This is a genomic window from Plantactinospora sonchi, from assembly GCF_036422035.1.
In the GTDB taxonomy this organism is placed as follows: domain Bacteria; phylum Actinomycetota; class Actinomycetes; order Mycobacteriales; family Micromonosporaceae; genus Plantactinospora; species Plantactinospora sonchi.
The window spans coordinates 118464-137760 of sequence record NZ_JAZGQK010000023.1; the positions used below are offsets into that span (position 1 = coordinate 118464).

General features: G+C 71.6%; 19 protein-coding genes and 1 pseudogene. 4 read left to right on the forward strand and 16 right to left on the reverse strand.

Annotated features, from left to right (window positions below; translation table 11 throughout):
• Positions 1–175: 175 nt before the first annotated feature.
• The 5 genes from nusB to V1633_RS25490 all read right to left on the reverse strand — a co-directional run bounded on the left by nusB (position 176) and on the right by V1633_RS25490 (position 4128).
• Entirely contained in the window at positions 176–586 is a 411-nt protein-coding gene (nusB, locus tag V1633_RS25470) for a transcription antitermination factor NusB (protein ID WP_331216978.1), read from the reverse strand.
• Between the two features lie 23 nt (positions 587–609).
• On the reverse strand, positions 610–1167 hold the full coding sequence (efp, locus tag V1633_RS25475) for an elongation factor P (RefSeq protein ID WP_331216923.1): 558 nt from the start codon (positions 1165–1167) through the stop codon (positions 610–612).
• 139 nt (positions 1168–1306) lie between these two features.
• On the reverse strand, positions 1307–1738 hold the full coding sequence (gene aroQ, locus V1633_RS25480; RefSeq protein WP_331216924.1) for a type II 3-dehydroquinate dehydratase: 432 nt from the start codon (positions 1736–1738) through the stop codon (positions 1307–1309).
• Positions 1735–2823 (reverse strand): 3-dehydroquinate synthase, encoded by a 1089-nt coding sequence (gene aroB, locus V1633_RS25485; RefSeq protein ID WP_331216925.1) that lies wholly within the window; start codon positions 2821–2823, stop codon positions 1735–1737. Before aroB ends, aroQ begins: the two co-directional genes overlap by 4 nt.
• A gap of 96 nt (positions 2824–2919) precedes the next feature.
• Positions 2920–4128, reverse strand: coding sequence for an FAD-dependent oxidoreductase (locus V1633_RS25490; RefSeq protein WP_331216926.1), 1209 nt, complete (start codon positions 4126–4128; stop codon positions 2920–2922).
• 62 nt (positions 4129–4190) lie between these two features.
• Between V1633_RS25490 and V1633_RS25495 the strand changes: the two genes are divergently transcribed.
• Positions 4191–4928 (forward strand): TetR/AcrR family transcriptional regulator, encoded by a 738-nt coding sequence (locus V1633_RS25495; protein ID WP_331216927.1) that lies wholly within the window; start codon positions 4191–4193, stop codon positions 4926–4928.
• A gap of 6 nt (positions 4929–4934) precedes the next feature.
• Here the strand turns inward: V1633_RS25495 and V1633_RS25500 are convergent, their stop codons facing one another.
• Entirely contained in the window at positions 4935–5309 is a 375-nt protein-coding gene (locus V1633_RS25500; protein WP_331216928.1) for a winged helix-turn-helix transcriptional regulator, read from the reverse strand.
• A gap of 121 nt (positions 5310–5430) precedes the next feature.
• Between V1633_RS25500 and V1633_RS25505 the strand changes: the two genes are divergently transcribed.
• On the forward strand, positions 5431–6288 hold the full coding sequence (locus V1633_RS25505) for an SDR family oxidoreductase (RefSeq protein WP_331216929.1): 858 nt from the start codon (positions 5431–5433) through the stop codon (positions 6286–6288).
• Between the two features lie 102 nt (positions 6289–6390).
• On the opposite strand, the gene V1633_RS25510 is transcribed toward V1633_RS25505, so the two are convergent.
• The gene (locus V1633_RS25510) at positions 6391–7965 is read right to left on the reverse strand and encodes a carboxylesterase/lipase family protein (RefSeq protein WP_331216930.1); all 1575 of its coding nucleotides are present in this window, start codon (positions 7963–7965) and stop codon (positions 6391–6393) included.
• 58 nt (positions 7966–8023) lie between these two features.
• Positions 8024–8983, reverse strand: a complete 960-nt coding sequence (locus V1633_RS25515; RefSeq protein WP_331216931.1) for a helix-turn-helix transcriptional regulator — start codon at positions 8981–8983, stop codon at positions 8024–8026.
• Positions 8984–9064: 81 nt separating this feature from the next.
• Between V1633_RS25515 and V1633_RS25520 the strand changes: the two genes are divergently transcribed.
• On the forward strand, positions 9065–9808 hold the full coding sequence (locus V1633_RS25520; protein ID WP_331216932.1) for an alpha/beta fold hydrolase: 744 nt from the start codon (positions 9065–9067) through the stop codon (positions 9806–9808).
• Between the two features lie 12 nt (positions 9809–9820).
• On the opposite strand, the gene V1633_RS25525 is transcribed toward V1633_RS25520, so the two are convergent.
• The 3 genes from V1633_RS25525 to V1633_RS25535 all read right to left on the reverse strand — a co-directional run bounded on the left by V1633_RS25525 (position 9821) and on the right by V1633_RS25535 (position 12083).
• Positions 9821–10333, reverse strand: a complete 513-nt coding sequence (locus V1633_RS25525) for a shikimate kinase (protein ID WP_331216933.1) — start codon at positions 10331–10333, stop codon at positions 9821–9823.
• A complete protein-coding gene (gene aroC / locus V1633_RS25530) occupies positions 10333–11511 on the reverse strand; it encodes a chorismate synthase (protein ID WP_331216934.1) in 1179 nt (392 codons plus the stop codon). The genes V1633_RS25525 and aroC overlap by 1 nt, the downstream gene beginning before the upstream one ends.
• Before the next feature lie 71 nt (positions 11512–11582).
• Positions 11583–12083: a MarR family winged helix-turn-helix transcriptional regulator gene (locus V1633_RS25535; RefSeq protein WP_331216935.1), complete on the reverse strand. Its 501-nt coding sequence runs from the start codon at positions 12081–12083 to the stop codon at positions 11583–11585.
• 164 nt (positions 12084–12247) lie between these two features.
• Here V1633_RS25535 and V1633_RS25540 point away from each other — a divergent pair.
• Positions 12248–13447: pseudogene (locus V1633_RS25540) on the forward strand (multidrug effflux MFS transporter); the annotation flags it as partial.
• A gap of 115 nt (positions 13448–13562) precedes the next feature.
• On the opposite strand, the gene V1633_RS25545 reads toward V1633_RS25540, so the two are convergent.
• The 5 genes from V1633_RS25545 to V1633_RS25565 form a co-directional block, all read right to left on the reverse strand.
• Positions 13563–14393, reverse strand: a complete 831-nt coding sequence (locus tag V1633_RS25545; protein WP_331216936.1) for a shikimate dehydrogenase — start codon at positions 14391–14393, stop codon at positions 13563–13565.
• 1 nt (position 14394) lies between these two features.
• Positions 14395–15618, reverse strand: a complete 1224-nt coding sequence (gene mltG / locus V1633_RS25550; RefSeq protein ID WP_331216937.1) for an endolytic transglycosylase MltG — start codon at positions 15616–15618, stop codon at positions 14395–14397.
• Entirely contained in the window at positions 15615–16076 is a 462-nt protein-coding gene (gene ruvX, locus V1633_RS25555) for a Holliday junction resolvase RuvX (RefSeq protein WP_331216938.1), read from the reverse strand. Before ruvX ends, mltG begins: the two co-directional genes overlap by 4 nt.
• 170 nt (positions 16077–16246) lie before the next feature.
• On the reverse strand, positions 16247–18928 hold the full coding sequence (gene alaS, locus V1633_RS25560) for an alanine--tRNA ligase (protein WP_331216939.1): 2682 nt from the start codon (positions 18926–18928) through the stop codon (positions 16247–16249).
• Positions 18925–19230, reverse strand: a complete 306-nt coding sequence (locus tag V1633_RS25565) for a hypothetical protein (RefSeq protein ID WP_331216940.1) — start codon at positions 19228–19230, stop codon at positions 18925–18927. The genes alaS and V1633_RS25565 overlap by 4 nt, the downstream gene beginning before the upstream one ends.
• Between the last annotated feature and the right edge of the window lie 67 nt (positions 19231–19297).

Sequence of the window (19297 nt, forward strand, 5' to 3'; positions counted from 1 at the left end):
GCGGAATCGGCCTTCACGTACCCGTACGGGCCCCTACGGGGGCAAGCGCACCCTTCCACACACCTGGAACGGATTGATCCACCCGTGGGCCGTAGCGGGACCGCCCAGCGGGACACGAATCCGCCGGCCGCCCCACCACGGCCGGACAGACCGGGCGGGTCGGACCGGACGCGCGTCAGCGGGTGGCGTACTCGGCGATCCGTCCCAGGATGCCGTTCAGGAAGCGGGGCGAGTCGTCGGTCGACATCTGCCGGGCCAGCTCGACCGCCTCGCTGATCGCCACCGCGTCGTCGATCTCGTCGACGTAGAGCAGCTCGTAGATGGCGATCCGGGCGAGGTTACGGTCCACGACCGGCATCCGGTCGAGCGTCCACCCCTCGGCGTAACTGTCGATCAGCTCGTCGATCCGGGCCTGGTGTCCGGCGACGCCCTCGACCAGGCCGGTCGCGTAACCCAGGTGCTCCGGACGGGGCTGTTCGAGCCGCTGCAGATAGCCGGCCAGCACCTCGACCGCCGGGCGGGATCGCATGTCCGCCTCGTAGAGGACGTCGAGTGCCCGTTTGCGCGCCTTGCGGCGGGCCGGCATCTGCTGCTTGGGGCCCTCGGCCATCAGGCCCGGCCGAGGTAACGACCGTCGCGGGTGTCAACCTTGATCTTCTCACCCGTGGTGATGAAGAGCGGCACCTGCACGGTCGCACCGGTCTCGACGGTCGCCGGCTTGTTGCCGCCGGTGGACCGGTCGCCCTGCAGCCCCGGCTCGGTGTAGGTGATCTCCAGCACGACACTGGTCGGCAGCTCGATGTAGAGCGGCACGCCCTCGTGGGTGGCGACGATCGCCTCGGCCTCGGGGAGCAGGTAGTTGGCCGCCTCGCCGACGGTGCCGCCCGGCACCGTGATCTGGTCGTACGTCTCCAGGTCCATGAAGACGTAGTCCTCGCCATCGGCGTAGAGGTACTGCATGTTGCGCTTGTCGACGGTGGCCGTGTCGACCTTGGTGCCCGCGTTGAACGTCTTGTCGACGACCTTGCCGGAGAGCACGTTCTTCAGCGTGGTACGGACGAACGCACCGCCCTTGCCGGGCTTGACGTGCTGGAACTCGACAACGGCCCAGAGCTCCCCGTCGAGGTTGAGAACCAGGCCGTTCTTGAGGTCGTTGGTGGTGGCCATTTCCTGCCTTGATCTTCAGGTCGACGGACAGACCCGGCAAGTCTACAAGCAGCGTCCAATTGATCTTGCCTTGGTGCGCCGGACCCGTCTGATGGTGCGAACCACGACCCGACTGCCGGGGCCGACCACCCGCCGGAGCTCAGCTCCGCCGGGCCGCCAGATGGAGCAGGGCCAGCCGGTAGCCGTCCACGCCAAGGCCGCAGATCACCCCGGTGGCGACCGCGGAGACCACCGAGTGGTGCCGGAACTCCTCCCGGGCGTGGATGTTCGAGATGTGCACCTCGACCAGCGGGCCACGCAACAGGGCGCAGGCGTCCCGGACCGCGTACGAGTAGTGCGACCAGGCACCCGGGTTGAGTACCACCGCCGCCTCCTCGTCGGCGGCGGCGTGCAGCCAGCCGAGCATCTCGTGCTCGGCGTCGGTCTGCCGCACCTCGACGTCCAGCCCGAGCTCCTTACCGGTGGCCTCGCAGCTCGCCACCAGGTCGGCGTAGCTGGTCACCCCGTACACGTCGACCTGACGGCTGCCGAGCCGGCCCAGGTTGGGCCCGTTGAGCACGTGGACCTTCACGCGTCGACCTCCTCCGCGACCGCCGCGTACGCCTCGTGCAGCAGGTTGTCGTCCGGGCCGTCCAGGACGCCGGTCCGGGCCAGCCCGTCGAGCACCACGAAACGCAGCCGGTTGCCCCGGGCCTTCTTGTCCACCCGCATCGCGGCCAGCAGCTCCGGCCAGGCGTCCGCCCGGTAGGAGGTGGGCAGGCCGAGGGTGGTCAGCAACCTCCGGTGCCGCTGCGCGGTCGGCTCGTCCAACCGCCCGGCCCGGCGGGCCAGCGCGGCGGCGTAGATCATCCCGACCGAGATGGCGTGCCCGTGCCGCCAGCGGTAGCCCTCGACCTTCTCGATGGCGTGCCCGAGGGTGTGTCCGTAGTTGAGGATCTCCCGCTGACCGGCCTCCCGCAGGTCGCCGGTGACCACGTCGGCCTTCACCCGGATCGCCCGCTCGACCAGCTCGCGGACCACCTGTCCGGCCGGGTCGAGCGCCGCCGTCGGCTCCGCCTCGATCAGTTCCAGGATCATCGGGTCGGCGATGAACCCGCACTTCACCACCTCGGCCAGCCCGGCGGCCAGGTCGACCGTCGGCAGCGAGTCGAGCATCCTCAGGTCGCAGATCACCCCGGCGGGCGGGTGGAAGGCGCCGACCAGGTTCTTGCCGGCGGCGGTGTTGATCCCGGTCTTGCCGCCGACGGCGGCGTCGACCATGCCGAGCAGCGAGGTCGAGACCGGCACCCAGCGGACCCCGCGCAGCCAGCAGGCGGCGACGAAGCCGGCCAGGTCGGTGACGGCGCCGCCGCCGACCCCGACGACCGCGTCGGTACGGGTGAAGCCGGCCCCGCCGAGCTGCTCCCAGCACCGGGCGGCGACCTCGATGTTCTTGCCGGCCTCGGCGTCGGGCACCTCGACGGTCAACGGTCGGATGCCGGCGGCGCCGAGCCGTTCGGCCAGGTCGTCGGCGTGCGCCTTGAGCGGCGGGGCGTGCAGCACCGCGACTCGCTCGGCGCCGTCCAGCAGTGGCGGCAGCGCGGCCAGCAGGTCACGCCCGACGAGTACGTCGTACGGCCGCTCGCCACCAACGGGGATCCGGGTCAGCTCGTCCATCGCCTGAGAGCCTAGAGGATTTCCGGCACCCTCCCGCACCCCCGACCGGAACGGCGCCGCCTGGCGCACGATCGGGGAGGACGACCACCGGGACGCTCAACTTCGCGCTCCGCTGCGGATCGGTTCGTCCCAGTCGATGTGGTGCTCGTAGATCCATCGGCTCGGGTCCTTGCCGCTGCGGGCCGTGAGTTTCATGGCCAGACTCATGACGAGGTCACGCGGTACCCGGGCGATCGGGCCGAGTGCCTTCCAGCCGCCGGTGCGCTTGCTCTGCTCGACCACGCGCTCCACCCGTTCGCGTCGTAGCCCCTCGTAGCTGGTGAACGCGGACCTGACGCCGGAGCTGTCCCGCAGGCATTTGGCCAGCACGACGCTGTCCTCGATGGCCATCGCCGCGCCCTGCCCGATCGAGGGGGCGGTGGCGTGGGCGGCGTCCCCGATGATGATCATCCGGTCGGTGTGCCACCTCGGCACCGTGGGGAGGTCGTAGGTGTTCCAGCCGGCGAAAATCCTGTCGGTCCCCGCGATGATGTCCAGGGCGGGCCCGTGGTCCTGTCGGAACAGGTCGATCAACCGGGAGCGCCACGCCTGCGGGGTCGTCGCGGCCAACTCGGCCGGGGTGGGCTCGATGGCGCAGGCCGGATTCGCCACCCACCAGACCTCGCCGTTCGGATGCGAGACGTAGGCCATGAAACAACGCCTGCCGAAGATCGCGTTGACCATGCCCGGCTCACCACCGACCGAGACGCCGCGCGCGTAGCCGCCGGTGTTGAGCAGCCCGGCGTACCGCGCGCGCGGGGCGTCCGGGGCGATGATCTCGCGGGTGCGCGAGCGCAGGCCGTCCGCGCCGATCAACAGGTCGCCCGTGGCGGTGCTGCCGTCGGCGAATCTGGCCAACACCCCGTCACCGGTCTCCTCGGCGTCGACGAGCCGCTTGCCGTACTCGAAGCGGACACCGCTGTTGGCGGCCTGCTCACGGAGTGCGCGGTACAGGTCGCTCCGTTTGACGGTCCGGCTCACGATGCCGCCTGAACGGGCCGTGCCGTAGGAGAGCTCCCCCAGTTTCCGGCCGGAGCCGCTGGTGACCGTGATTCTCGGCGTGTCGAAGCCGAGGCCGCTGATGTCGAGACCCAGCGTGCGCAGGGCGTCGAGCGCGTTCACCGCGAGAGACAGGAAGACCCCCGCGTTGTCCGCGGTCCGGTCGTACGCCTCGTAGACAACCGACCTGATCCCTGCCTTGTGCAGCGCGATCGCGGTCGCCGATCCGGCGATGCCCCCACCGATGATCATCACTGTGTATGTCATACACATAAGTGTATGACATACACTTGCCGGCAGTGCAAGCCATGGCGAACGGATCAGAGGCGATGAGCGACAAACTGCCGGCCGGCCTGGACCTGCTCTGGGGACAGCAGCCTGGGCCGGACGCGGAACCGAGGCAGGGCCTGAGCCTGTCCCGGATCGTGCGCGCGGCGGTGGAACTGGCCGACGCCGACGGCCTGGGCGCGGTCTCGATGGCCAGGATCGCCGAGCGACTCGGCTTCACCACCATGTCGCTCTACCGGCACCTGAAGAGCAAGGACGAACTGCTGCTGTTGATGCTGGACTCGGTCGCGGCCGTGCCCGCCGAACTCGACGAGCCCGGTGCCGACTGGCGACTCGGCCTGCAGCGCTGGTGCCGGGCACAGTGGACGATGCTGCGGGCCCACTCCTGGATCGTTCACCTACCTGTCAGCGGGCCGCCGATCACGCCCAACCAGCTGACCTGGACCGATCGTGCCCTGCGCGCGTTGGGCGGCACCGGCCTCACCGAGAGCGACAAGGCCGGCGTGGTCCTGCTGGTCGCCAGCTACATGCTCACCACCGCACGACTGAGCACAGACCTCGGCCCGGCCGCCTCGGGAGAGTCGGTTGCCGCCTACAGCACGCTGCTCAGCGGTCTCGTCGACGCGCAGCGGTTTCCCGCACTGCGTACCGCGATCGACGCGGGCGCGTTCGACTATCCAACCGACACCGCCGAGGAGGAGCGGCAGTTCGACTACACGTTCGGGCTTGACCGGATCCTGGACGGCGTGGAGGCCCTCATCCGACACCGCGCCGGATGAACCCACTCATCGACGGTTGGCGTCGACCTCGGCCTGGACCAGCCCGATCAGCTCGACGATCGTGCTGGCGACCCGTTCCCCGAACGGGGTGAGGCTGTACTCCACGTGCGGCGGGATGGTGGTCTGCACGTCCCGACGGACCAGCCCGTCGCGTTCCAGCCCCTGCAGGGTCTGGGCGAGCATCTTCTCGCTGACCCCGTCGACCCGGCGGCGCAGCGCGTTGAACCGGTAGGAGCTCTCGTGCAGCGCGGCCAGGGCGAGCATCCCCCACTTGCCGGCGATGTTCTCGACGATCCGCCGGGAGGAACAGTCGCGGGCGAAGACGTCCGCCACCATCGCGTCGTCGCCGTCGTACCCGTCCACTGGGACCGCCTCTGCCATGACACTTACGGTATCGCCGAGTCCCTACTTACCAACGTGACAGCGCTCACCATGCCGTTGTGCTTTCAAAAAGTTAGTGCAGTCTTGATCGGAAGCGCGGGAACCGTCGAAGGAGCTTGTCATGATCGTCGTCACCGGAGCCACCGGCCACTACGGCCCACTGGCCATCGAGGAACTCCTGGCCCGGGGCGTACCCGCCGGGCAGATCGTCGCGATCGCCCGCGACCGGGGAAAGGCCGCCGGCCTCGCCGCACGGGGCGTCCAGGTGCGCCAGGCCGACTACACCGACCCGGAGAGCCTGGCCACGGCCTTCGCCGGCGCCGAGAAGCTGCTCTTCGTCTCCAGCAGCGCGGCCGGCGAACGACTCCCCCAGCACCGCAACGTGGTCGACGCCGCCCGCGCCGCCGGAATCCGACTGATCGCCTACACCAGCATCCTCAACGCGGACACCACCACGATGATCCTCGCCGGGGAGCACAAGGCCACCGAGGCGTTGATCCGCGAGTCGGGACTGCCCTACGTCTTCCTCCGCAACACCTTCTACCTCGAGGTCTACACGGCCGGCCTGGGCCAGGCGGTGGAGCACGGCGCGATCGTCGACGCCGTCGGCGACGGCCGGATCTCCGGCGCCACCCGGGCCGACCTCGCCGCCGCGGGCGCGGTCGTGCTGACCACCGAGGGACACGAGAACCAGGCGTACGAGCTGGGCGGCGAGCCGGCCTTCACCCTGGCCGAACTGGCCGACGAGGTGAGCCGGCAGTCCGGGCGTACGGTCGCCTACCGCAACCTCTCCCAGCCGGAGTACACCGACTTCCTCACCAGCGTGGGCCTGCCCCGGCCGGCGGCGGAGCTCTACGCCGACGCCAGCGTCGGGGCGAGCCGTGGTGAGCTCTTCACCGACAGCGGTGACCTGCCGCGCCTGCTCGGCCGCCCCACCACCTCCCTCGCCGACGCCGTCGCCGCCGCACTCAAGGGCTGACCGGCGGGTCGGCGGGCCCGAGGGCTGACCGCCGGGTCGGCAGGCCAGCCGAGGATGTCCGGTCCGCCCCGACCGTCCGGCCGGGGCGGACCGGAACGGACCTCAGCCGAAGCTCGCCCAGAACGCACAGTGGTGGGCGGCAGCCAGGTCCACCGGGCCGACCGCCCCCGGGGCGAGCGACTGTGCCGACCGACGCGACCAGTACGGCGTACCGGGCCCGTTCGGGTCACCGGTCGCCGCGAACCGCGTCCAGTACCCGATCATCTGCCGGGACAGTCCGCGCTGGGCGGCCGTCAGCTCGACCGACACGTTCGTCAGGTCGTGCAGGAACGGCAGCTCCGACCCGTGGTACGCCCCGAGCGGGAACGGCGGCGGCTGCGGGAAACTGAACATCTGCGGCACGTCCCGGTCGGCGAACTCGTACACGTAGGTGGGTACCCGGTCCCGGAGGTGACGCGCGCTCTCGGCGCTCGGGCAGACGTACCCCCGGTCGGTGACGATCGCGGACCAGGCCAGACTCGGCGAACCCGCGTCGGCGTACCGGTCCGCGACCTCGCCCGCCCGGGCACCGAACGCCGACCCCAGCAGCCACTGGTACGTCGGCTCGTCGAGCCCGCCGTAGAACCCCGCGACGAAGAAACTTCCCTCGTCACGGGTGTGGCCGTACAGCACCGGGACGCGGTGGAACCGGCCCTGCCGCAGCGCCTCCGCCGGATGCAGCGGAAGGGTCGGGGTGCCGATCGCCGGGCTCCAGTAGACGGACGTGTCGGCCAACAGTTCGGCGACGCTCCGCGACCGCAGGCAGTCGAGGTCGGCGCAGCCCAGCGCGTTCGCCGCCAGCGCCGAACCGAGTTGCTCGGCGGTCGCCACCGGCTTCCAGGTGTCGCTGGTCGGACCGGCGCCGGGCAGGATCACGTCGACGAAGTTCGCCGAGGAGCAGTTGGCGCTCTGCATGACCACCCGGTGGAACAGCTCGGCCGCCGTCGGCGAGACCAGCTGGGCGCAGACCGCGTCGGCGCCGGCGGACTCGCCGAACAGGGTGACGTTGCCCGGATCACCGCCGAACGCCGCGATGTTCCGCTGGACCCAGCGGAGCGCGGCCTGCTGGTCCTGGAGGCCGAAGGTGCCCGAACCGGCCAGTCCGGGATAGCCGAGGAAACCCAGCACGCCGAGCCGGTAGTTGAGGTTCACCACCACCACGTCGCCGGTGGCGGCGAGCCGCCGCTCGTCGAAGTCGCCGCCGTCACCGCCGCGGAAGGCGCCGCCGTGCAGCCAGACGAGCACGGGACGCGGCCGTTCCGGACGACCGCGCGGCGTGGTCACGTTCAGGTACAGGCAGTCCTCGGTCACGCTGCCGGTCTGGCCGGACACCGGATCGGGCAACTGTGGACAGGGGTTCCCCGGCCGGTCCGCGTCCCGGACCCCCGCCCAGGGAGCGGCCGGTCGCGGCGCGGTCCAGCGTAGTTCACCGACCGGCGGTGCCGCGTACGGTATCCCCTGGAAGGTCCGGGTCCGACCGTCCACTGTGCCCCGCACCGGGCCCCGGTCCGTGGCCACGACCGCCGGGTCCGTCTTCTGCGGCCTGTTGTGCGGGGCCGCCGTCGCCGGGTCCGCCATGACCGCGAGGACCGCCGCCAGGATCATCCCGACGGCGATCCGAGATCGATTGATTCTCATGCGGCACAGCCTCGCATCACGACGCCAGGCGCGGGTCCACACGGTCCGGTCCGCCGGGTCAGCGCCGCTCCGCGTAGCCGGCGAGCCGGCCGGCGTACGCGCTGACGGCGCCGCGCAGTTCGTCGGGGCGCCGGACGGTGAACGCCCAGCCCAGTCCGGCGAGCATCTGCGCCATTCCGGTCAGGTCCTCGGCCCGGGCCCGCAGCAGGACGCCGTCGGCGGTGCCGGTCAGCTCGGCGGCGCTCGGCGGGATCCGCTGCCGGGCCTGCACCAGATCGATCTCCAGCAGCACCTCCACCTCCCAGCGGTACGCCACCCCGGCCAGGGACCGGGTGACGTGGCCGACCGGGTCGAAGTCCCCGGGTGCCTCGAAGGTCGCCGAGCCGGGGGTGACCGAGGCGATCCGGTCGAGCCGGAAGGTCCGTACCTCGCCGCGCCGGTGGTCGTGGCCGGTGACGTACCACCGGCCGGCATGGAACACCAGCCCGTACGGGTCGACGTCGCGCACCGACGGCTCGCCGGCCCAGGACCGGTAGCCGATGGTGATCCGGCGTCGCGCCCGGGTCGCCTCGCCGAGCGCCAGCAGGGTGGCGGTGGCCGGCCGGGGCACCTCGGCCCGGCGGCGCAGACTGAACCCGAGCGTCTCCTGTACGGCGGCGAGCCGCTCGGCGAGGGGCACCGGCAGCACCCGACGGATCTTCGCCTCGGCGAGCCCGGCGGCCGGCGCGGCGGTGGTCAGGCCGAGCTGTTCGGCGGCGACCAGCCCGAGCATCACCGCCACCGCCTCGTCGTCACTGAGCATCAGCGGTGGCAGTTTGTATCCGGGTCGGAGCCGGTAGCCGCCGTACCGGCCCCGGGCGGCCTGCACCGGAATACCGAGGTCGACCAGGGTGGTCGCGTACCGGCGCACGGTCCGTTCGTCGACGCCGAGCCGGGCGGCGAGGTCGGCGCCGGTGAGCCGGTGGTGGGTCTGCAGCAGTTCGAGCAGGCTGAGCACCCGGGCGGCCGGATGTGACACGGGTCACCTCTCCAATCCGGGCGAAAGCTGCCCGGATTCAACCCTACCGTTCACGGCACACCACCACGACGGAGGAAACAGATGGCCACGTACGTACTCGTTCCCGGATTCTGGCTCGGCGCCTGGGCCTGGCAGGAGGTCGCCGCCGGGCTGCGGGCGGCCGGACACCAGGTCCACCCGGTCACCCTCAGCGGAGTCGCCGAACGGGCGCACCTGGCCGGCCCGGACGTCGACCTGGAGACCCACACCAGCGACATCGTGCGACTGGTCGAGGAGGCGGACCTGCGGGACGTGGTGCTGGTCGGGCACTCCGGCGGTGCGATGCCGGTCCAGCAGGCGGCGGAACGGATCCCGGACCGGCTGTCGCGGGTGGTCTATCTGGACAGTGGGCCGCTGCCGGACGGGATGGCGCAGTTCGACACCCACCCGCCCGAGGAGCAGGAGCGGCTCCGGGAGCTGATCGGTGACGGGCACCTGCTGCCGCCGCCGGCCTGGGATCCGGCCGAGGACCCGGCCAACCTCGCCGGGCTGGACGACGAACTGCTCGACCTGTTGCGGACCCGGGCCACCGGTCAACCGCTGCGCACCGCCACCGACCGGGTCCACGTCGGTGGCGGCCGGCCGGTGCCGACCGCGCTGATCGTCTGCACGTTCCCGGTGGAGATGGTGCGGGAGATGGTGGCCCAGGGCAACCCGTTCTTCGCCGGGCTGGCCGGCGCCGAACTCCACAGCCTGCCGACCGGGCACTGGCCGATGCTCAGCGAGCCGAAGTCGCTGACCGAACTGCTCGACCGGATCGGGCGGCAGACGGCACCGGTGGGCTGACCCGCCGCCGGGCTACCCGGCGTCGCCGGCGAGACCCGCCAGGATCTCGTCGGCGACCTGCTCCGGGGTGCGGCCGTCGGTGACCACCGTCCAGGTCGCCACCTCGTCGTAGACCGGCCGTCGCAGGTCGAGCAGGTGCTTCAGGGTGGCCCGGGGGTTGATCGCGAGCAGTGGCCGACCGGAGCCGAGGCCGACCCGCCGGACCGCGTCGGACAGCTCCACCGACAGGTGGATCACCCGGTGCCCGGCCAACGCCGCCCGGCTCTCCTCGGCCATGACCGCCCCGCCACCGAGGGCGAGCACACCGTCGAACGAGGCCAGCGCCGCCGCCACCGCGGCCCGCTCCAGGGTACGGAAGTACGCCTCACCCTCGTCGATGAAGATCTCGGGGATGCTCTTTCCGGCCGTCGCCTCGATGTCGCTGTCGGTGTCCCGGAAGTCGACGCCGAGCCCCTTGGCGACCAGCAGCCCGGTGCTCGTCTTACCGGCCCCCGGGGCACCGACCAGTACACAGACCGGCGCCATCAGTGGATCACCAGGTTGTCGAGGTACCCGGCGACGTTGCGACTGATCTCGGCGACCGAGTCGCCGCCGAACTTCTCCGTCGCCGCCTCGGCCAGCACCAGCGCGACCATCGTCTCGGCGACGATCGCGGCGGCCGGGACGGCGCAGACGTCGGAACGCTGGTTGATCGCGGTCGCCGGCTCACCCGTCGTCACGTCCACGGTGGAGAGCGCGCGGTTCAGCGAGGAGATCGGCTTCATCGCGGCCCGGACCCGGAGCGGCTCGCCGGTGGTGATGCCACCCTCCAGGCCACCGGCCCGGTCGGTGACCCGACGCACCCCGGTCGCGGTGGGGACGATCTCGTCGTGCGCGACCGAGCCGCGGGACCGGGCCTGCTGCCAGGCGTCGCCGATCTCCACGCCCTTGATCGCCTGGATCGACATCAGCGCGGCGGCGAGCCGGGCGTCGAGTTTGCGGTCCCACTGCACGTGGCTGCCCAGACCCGGCGGCACCCCGTACGCCAGGACCTCGACGATGCCGCCGAGCGTGTCGGCGTCGGACTTGGCGGCGTCGACCTCGGCGACCATCCGGGCGCTCGCCTCCGGGTCGAGGCAACGCAGCGGGTCGGCGTCGATCCGTTCGGCGTCCTCTGGTCGGGGCTGGAGCCCGGGCTTGGCCGCGACCGAACCGAGTTCCACCACGTGCGAGACGATCTCGATGCCGAGCGACTGGCGGAGCAGTGCCCGGGCGACCGTGCCGACCGCGACCCGTGCCGCGGTCTCCCGGGCGCTGGCCCGCTCCAGGATCGGTCGGGCGTCGGTGTGGCCGTACTTCTGCATGCCGGCCAGGTCGGCGTGCCCGGGCCGGGGCCGGGTCAGCGGGGCGTTGCGGGCCTGCCCGGCCAGCACCTCCGGGTCGACCGGATCGGCGGACATCACCGTCCGCCACTTCGGCCACTCGGAGTTGCCGACCCGGATCGCCACCGGGCTGCCCAGCGTGACACCGTGCCGGAGACCCCCGAGGATCTCGACCTCGTCCTGCTCGAAGGCCATCCGGGCGCCCCGGCCGTAGCCGAGCCGACGCCGGGCCAACTGCCGGACGATCTCCTCGCTGGTCACCTCGATCCCGGCGGGCACCCCCTCCAGGACCGCGACGAGGGCGGGACCATGGGACTCTCCTGCGGTCAACCAGCGCAACACGAACCTAACCCTCTCCTCGCCCGCGACCGGACCGGCCGGCCGCCGGTCAAGTTTGGCACGGACCGGGGTGGCTATCCCGCGCCGCCCGCACCGTCCCGCTCTGCGGACCGGAGCTGGTGACCGGGTTCCTGCTCGACAAGCAGGTCCGCCAACCGCCGCAGGTGCGGCGCGGCCTGGATGATCTCCCGACGGGCCGGCTCGTCGAGGCGATCGAGCGCCCGCAGCAGCAGGTCGCGGCGTTCCGCGGTGACCGCGGCGATCCGGTCCTGCGCGGCCGGGGTGAGCCGGAGCCGTACCAGTCGGCGGTTGTCCGGGTCCCGCTCGCGGTCCAGCAGGCCGGCGGCGACGAGGTCGCCGACCAGTGTGCTGACGGTGTTGGCGGCGGTGCACAACCGCTCGGCCGCCTCCTTGACGCTGATCCCGGGCCGGCGCTCGACCAGCCGCAGCACCTCCACCTGCGCGTCCGGCAGCGGCGGCCGGCCGAGGCGCCGGCTCATCGACCGGCGCAACACCCGCTGCACCTCGGCCAGGCCGGTGCCGAGCGCCGCGACCGCCGTCGCCTCGTCCTCCATCTCGCCCTCCCCTGCCCAGCCGCCGACCGCGTGCTCCGGACGTCGGCCGACACGTCGGCGCGACTCCGGCTTGCGATCCCCGGCCCCCGCGGCGTCTACTTCACATCGCAATAGCTCTGCTGACAGAGCTAAGGTCTCCGTCGATCCAAGCGTAGGGGGACGTCGTGGACACACCACGCCCAGTGGCACCGACCGGCCGGGCCGCCGTCGGCCTGCTGCTGCTACTCGGCACCCTCACCGCGGTGGGTCCGCTGTCGCTGGACATGTACCTGCCGGCGTTTCCCGCGATGACCCACGTCCTCGACGCCACCCCGGCCGAGGTACAGCTCTCCCTCACCACGTTCCTGCTCGGTCTGGCCCTCGGCCAACTGGTCACCGGGCCGCTCAGCGACCGTTGGGGCCGCCGGTGGCCGGTGCTGGCCGGCGTCGCCGCCTACACGGTGTGCAGCCTGCTCTGCGCGTTCGCACCGTCCGCCGGCGCGCTCGCGGCGCTGCGGCTGGCCCAGGGCATCGCGAGCGGCATGGGTGTGGTGGTCGCCCGCGCCATCGTCCGTGACCTCTACTCGGGACGGGCGGCCGCCAAGTACTTCTCCCGACTGATCCTGATCTTCGGGATCGCCCCGGTGGTCGCGCCCGCCCTCGGCAACCTGGTGCTGCAGTTCGGCCCCTGGCAGCTCACCTTCGTCGCCCTGGCCGGCATCGGCGCGCTGCTCCTGGTGGCGGTGGTGTGCTGGCTGCCGGAGACGCTGCCCCCGGCCCGCCGCACCGTCGGTGGGCTGCCGGCCACCCTCCGGGCGGTACGGTCCCTGCTCAGCGACCGCGTCTACGTCGGGTACGTCCTGACCCAGGGCCTGGCCTTCTCCGCGCTGTTCGCCTACATCTCCGGATCGTCGTTCGTGCTCCAGGACGTCTTCGCCCTCTCCGCCGGCTGGTTCAGCCTGCTCTTCGGGCTCAACGCCGCCGGGATGACCGTGGTCGGCCAACTCAACGCCCGACTGCTCGACCGGTTCCCCACCCGCCGGCTGCTCACCGTCGGCCTGCTGGGCGGAACACTGGCCGGGTCGGTGCTGCTCACCGGCGCGACGACCCGGAACCTGGCGGCCGTCGCGGTGGCGCTGCTCATCTTCGTCTCCAGCATCGGCATGACGCTGCCCAACGGGCTGGCCCTGGCACTCGACCGGCACCCCGGCCACGCGGGCACCGCCGCGGCCCTGCTCGGCGCACTCCAGCAGAGCATCGCGTCGGTGGTCGCCCCGCTCGCCGGGCTCGGACCGGACGACAGTGCCGTCCCGATGGCCGTGGTGATGTTCGGCACCACGGTCCTCTCGATGGTCGCGGTGCTCACCCTCACCCGAGGCGGACGTACGGGCACCCCGGCAGACACCCACCCGGATCGCGGCCCGGGAGATCCCGACCCGGAACCCGAACCCGCGGAACGCGACGTCACACGCGACCCGGGCGACGGCGGGGCCGGAGCCGTCAGCGGGCCGACCGTGCCGAGGCCAGCGCGGACCGCATCGCCGACAACGGGGCGGTCACCCCGGTGAACTGCTCGAACTGCCCGACGGCCTGGGCCAGCAGCAGGTCGAGGCCGGAAACGATCCGACAGCCGGCCGCCGACGCGGCCGCCGCGAGCGGAGTCGGCCACGGGTCGTAGACGACGTCGAAGACCACCGTCCCGGGCCGCCAGGACCGGGCCGCCCCGGCGAACTGGTCGGCCGCACCCTTCGGCACCGTCGAGACCAGCACGTCGGCCCGGCCGGGATCGGCCGGATCATCCCAGTCCTCGACCTCGAACCGCAGGCCGAGCGCGTCGGCCAGCGGAGCCAGTTCCGCCCCGGCGGACCGACGCCGGACCCGACAGCTGACCCGGCTCGCCCGCAGTCGGGCGGCGGCGGCGAGCGCCGCCCGGGCGGTACCGCCGGCGCCGAGCAGGACCACCTCGGCGCCCTCGGTCACCCCCGCCCCGCCCAGCACCTCGACCATGCCCGGCACGTCGGTGTTGTCGGCGTACCAGGATCCGTCGGGGCGGCGTACCAGGGTGTTGGCGGCGCCGACGGCGGCGGCGACCGGCGAGACCTCGCCGGCCACCACGAGCGCCACCTCTTTCAACGGCATGGTGAGCGACAGGCCGGCCCACTCCGGGCCGAGGCCGGCCACCCGGTCGGGCAGCTCGGCCTCGGCGCACTCGATCGCGGTGTACGACCAGCCGGTCAACCCGGCGGCCGCGTAGCCGGCGTTGTGGATCACCGGTGACAGCGAGTGGCTGATCGGCTTGCCCAGCACCGCCGCCCGGCGTGCCACCGTCATCTCAGAGGACGCCGTTCTCGCGGGCCTTCTGGATGTTCCGCTCGTGCTCGGCGTTGGTCTCGGCGAACTCGGAGTGGCCCTCCTTGTCGACCGCCACGAAGAACAGCCACTTCCCCGGCGGCGGGTCCATCGCCCCCTCCAGGGCCTGCTTGCCCGGGTTGTTGATCGGCGTCGGGGTCAGTCCGGCCCTGCCGTGCATCCGGTACGGGTTGTTCTTGTCGAAGAGGTCGGCGTCGGTCATGTCCTTCGACGCCTTGGTCTTCTCGTCGGTCAACTCCCAGTAGTAGTTGACCCCGACGTCGAACTCCAGGCAGTTCATCAGGCCGTTGCCGTTCTCGCAGTACAGGACGTCGCCGTAGGCCCGGTTGTACGCGACCCGGGCGATCTTGCCGAGGTCGTCCTTGTTGCCCGCCTCGGCCTGCGCCAGCGACGCCACGATCAACGCCTCGTACGGGCTGATGCCGCCGCGCTTGGTCTCGACCGTCTTCACGAAGTCGATTTCCTCGGCCACATTGAGGAACCGCTGCACCATCTGCTTGAGAATGCTCTCGGCGGTGGAGTCCGGCGGGAAGTCGTAGCTGTCCGGGAAGAGGAAGCCCTCAATCGACTTCTTACTCTTCTGGCCGTCTTTCCGCTCGAACCAGAAATCCGGAACGCCCAGTTCCTCCGGGTCCTTCGCGGCGGCCTCGAACTCCTTGACCGGGATCTTCGTATGCTCGGAGAGCAGTTTGTAGATCTGCTTGGCGGTCCTGCCCTCGCGAATGGTGAGCAGGTTCGTCAGCTTGTTCTTCGGGTCAAGCAGAGCCGTCAGCGCCAGTGCCGCGCTCATCTCCTTGCGGACCTTGTAGAGGCCCGGCTGGATGTTCTGGCTGCGGGAGTTCTCGTCGGCCGCCTCGATGAACGCCTTGGTGCTCTTGACGACGCCCGCCTCGACCAGGGTGCTGGCAATCTGGCCCAGGCTCTCGCCCTCGGCGATCTGGACCCGGACCTCGCCGCTGCCGTCGCCGTCGTAGTCCGGGGTGATGAAGTAGCCCTGGACCCGGTCGAAGCCGTACCAACCGACCCCGCCGAGCACGCCCAGCAGGACGAAGGCCATCAGCAGGGCCGCCACCGTACGGCCACGGCTGCTCTTGCGCTTCTTCTTCTTGCCGTTCCGCTTGCGTTGCGCGCCGTGCCGGTGCCGCCCCTTCTCCATGTCCTCGTCGAACGCGAAATCGTCGATCATTCCGTCCGCCTCCGCTGCCTGTCCAGCCAGCTCTGCAGAATCTCCACCGCGGCCGCCTGATCGACCACCGCCCGTTGACGCCGTCCTCGGACGCCCCGCTCGGCCAGCCTACGAGAAGCCACGACCGTCGACATCCTCTCATCCACGAATTCCACCGGCACCGGGGCGACCGCCTCGGCCAGCCGCGCGGCGTACGCCTGCACGTGCACCGCCGCGGGACCGTGGCCACCGGCCAGGTTCACCGGCAGACCGACCACCACCGCCACCGCCTCGTGAAGTTCGACGAGTCGCGCGACTTCCGAGATATCGGTCGGCACCCCGTCCGGACCGGTCCGTACGTCCCGGGCCAGCGTGACCAGCGGGGTGGCGAGGATGCCGTCCGGATCGGAGAGCGCGATGCCCACCCGCACCTGGCCGACGTCCACGCCGAGTCGTACGCCACGGGACCATCCGGTCATCCGAATCCTCCGCGTAGCCCGTCCGTCGGCAGGCCTGCCCCGGTGCGGGGGCGGGCCGTCGTGGCTGAAGATCCAATCACAACGGCCGCACCCCGGGCAACCAGGCCCGGAGCGGGCCCACGGTCACCTGACCGGAACGTCACGACTGCTTCTCCCGGTGTACCCCGGCCTCACGCCTCGGCCAGCGCCTTCTCGACCGCGACCAGCAGCGCGGGCGCCTCGCCGGCCGGCAGCCCGCCGCCCTGCGCGAGATCGGCGTTGCCGCCGCCCCGGCCGGAGAGCGCGCCCTTGACCAGGGTCGCCGCCGAGACCCCCCGCTCCTTGGCCGCCGGGTTCACCGCGACCACCAGCGACGCCTTGCCGCCGGACCGGGCGGCCACCGCGACCACCGCCGGACGGGCCGGGTCGATCTTGCCCCGGATCTCCTGGGCGAGAGTACGCACGTCATTGCCGGCCGCGCCCTCCGGCGCCTCGGTACCGACGTAGGCGACACCGCGGACGTCCCGGGCCTGCTGGGCCAGCGCCGCCGCGCCACCGAGGACCAGCTGCGCCCGGAGCTTCTCCAGCTCCCGTTCGGCGTCACGCAGTTGGGCGACGGTCTGCTCCACCCGGTCCGCCACCTGCTCACTGGGCACCCGGTACAGCTCGGCCAGCCGGGAGACCAGCAGGTGCTCCTTGGCCAGGAACCGGAACGCGTCGAGGCCGACCAACGCCTCCACCCGGCGGACCCCGGAGCCGATCGACGACTCGGAGAGGATCTTGACCAGGCCGAGCTGCGCCGAACGGGCCACGTGGGTACCGCCGCACAGCTCACGGGCGTAGTCGCCGACCTCGACGACCCGCACCTCGTCGCCGTACTTCTCGCCGAACAGGGCCATCGCGCCGAGCCGGCGTGCCTCCTCCTGGGAGGTGATGAAGGCCCGCACCTCCAGGTCGGCCAGGAGCACCTCGTTGATCTGCTGCTCGACGTCGGTGAGCACGCTCGGCGCCACCCCGGTCGGGGTGTTGAAGTCGAACCGCAGCCGACCCGGCGCGTTCAGCGAACCCGCCTGGGTCGCCGCCTCGCCGAGGAAGTTCCGCATCGTCTGGTGCACCAGGTGGGTGGCGGTGTGTGAGCGGGAGATCGCCCGACGCCGGGTGATGTCGATCTCGGCCAGCCCGGCCTCACCCCGGCGGACCTCACCCCGGACCACCCGGGCCCGGTGCACGATCAACCCCGGGATCGGCTGCTGCACGTCGAGCACCTCGACCTGGCCGCCGCCGACCGTGATCAGGCCCACATCGGGCTGCTGGCCACCACCCTCGGCGTAGAACGGCGTCGAGTCCAGCACCAGCTCGACGGTCTCCCCCTCGCCGGCCGCCTCGACCGCGACGCCGCCGGCACCGAGCAGCGCCCGTACCGCCGACTCGCGGGAGACCTCGGTGTAGCCGGTGAACTGGACCGGGCCGCCCGCGTCCAGCACCGACCGGTACGCCGACAGGTCCACGTGCCCGGTCTTGCGCGCCTGCGCGTCGGCCTTGGCCCGGGCCCGCTGGTCGGCCATCAGCCGACGGAAGCCCTCCTGGTCGACCTGCAGCCCCTGCTCGGCCGCGATCTCCAGGGTCAGGTCGATCGGGAAGCCGTACGTGTCGTGCAGCTGGAACGCCTTGTCACCGGAGAGCCGGCTGCCACCCGCCGAACGGGTGTCGGCGATCGCGGTGTCCAGGATCGTGGTCCCCGCCCGCAGCGTGGCCAGGAACGCGTCCTCCTCGGCGTACGCGTACGACGAGATGCGGTCGAACTCCTTGGCCAGTTCCGGGTAGGACGGGGCCATGCAGTCCCGGGCCACCGGCAGCAGCTCCGGCAACGCCCGCTCCTGCCAGCCGAGCAGTCGGACCGCCCGGATCGCCCGCCGCATGATCCGGCGCAGCACGTAGCCGCGACCCTCGTTGGACGGGGTCACCCCGTCACCGATCAGCATCAGCGAGGTCCGCACGTGGTCGGCGATCACCCGCAGCCGTACGTCGTCCGGATGCGACTCCGACGCGGCGTGCCCGGAGTGCGCGCCGTACCGCTTGCCGGTCAGCTCCGCCGCCCGGTCCAGGATCGGCCGCACCTCGTCGATCTCGTACAGGTTGTCGACACCCTGCAGGATCGAGGCCATCCGCTCCAGGCCCATGCCGGTGTCGATGTTCTTCGCCGGCAACTCGCCGAGGATCCGGAACTCCTCCTTGCTGCGTACGTCACCGATGTCGTACTGCATGAAGACGAGGTTCCAGAACTCCAGGTAGCGGTCCTCGTCGACCTCCGGACCACCCTCCCGACCGTATGCCGGGCCCCGGTCGTAGTAGAGCTCGGAGCAGGGGCCGGCCGGGCCGGGGATCCCCATCGACCAGAAGTTGTCCTTCTTGCCCCGGCGTACGATCCGCTCGGCCGGCACCCCGGTCCGGAGCCAGATCGCCTCGGCCTCGTCGTCGTCCAGGTAGACGGTCACCCAGATCCGCTCCGGATCCAGCCCGAACCCACCCTGGTCGACCGGCTTCGTCACCAGGTCCCAGGCGAACGGGATCGCCCCGTCCTTGAAGTAGTCACCGAAGGAGAAGTTGCCGTTCATCTGGAAGAACGTGCCGTGCCGCGAGGTCTTGCCGACCTCGTCGATGTCCGGCGTACGGATGCACTTCTGCACCGACACCGCCCGCCGGAACGACGGCGTCTGCTGGCCGAGGAAGTACGGCACGAACTGCACCATGCCGGCGTTGACGAACAGCAGGTTCGGGTCGTCGATCGCCGGCAGCGGAGCGGACGGCACCACCGTGTGGCCGTTGGCCTCGAAGTGCGCCAGGTAGCGCCGCTTGACTTCCGCCGTTCTCATCTGGTGCCTTCCTCCGGAAATAGCTCACGGTCGCCGAGCCGGGGGTCCTCCCGCAGCTCGGCGAACTGGTCGTCGAACGCCACGCCCTCGGCGAACGCCTCGTGGATCTGCTGCTCGCGCTCGGCCATGCCGTCCCGGACGTCGTCCGCGAAGTCCCGCAGCGCCTGGACCAGGCCGCCGGCGGACTCGGTCAACGAGCTGGCGATCCCGCCCGGCGTGTACGCCTGGGCCGTCCGGGTCACCTTGCGGACGACCAGCGCGCCGACGGCGAGTCCGATGCCCAACCAGAGCAGTCGCTTCATGGCCCCATCCTCTCTCCGTGCCGGGGCGCCGCACGCGGCGGGTCCACCACCGGGTGCGGCAGGTCAA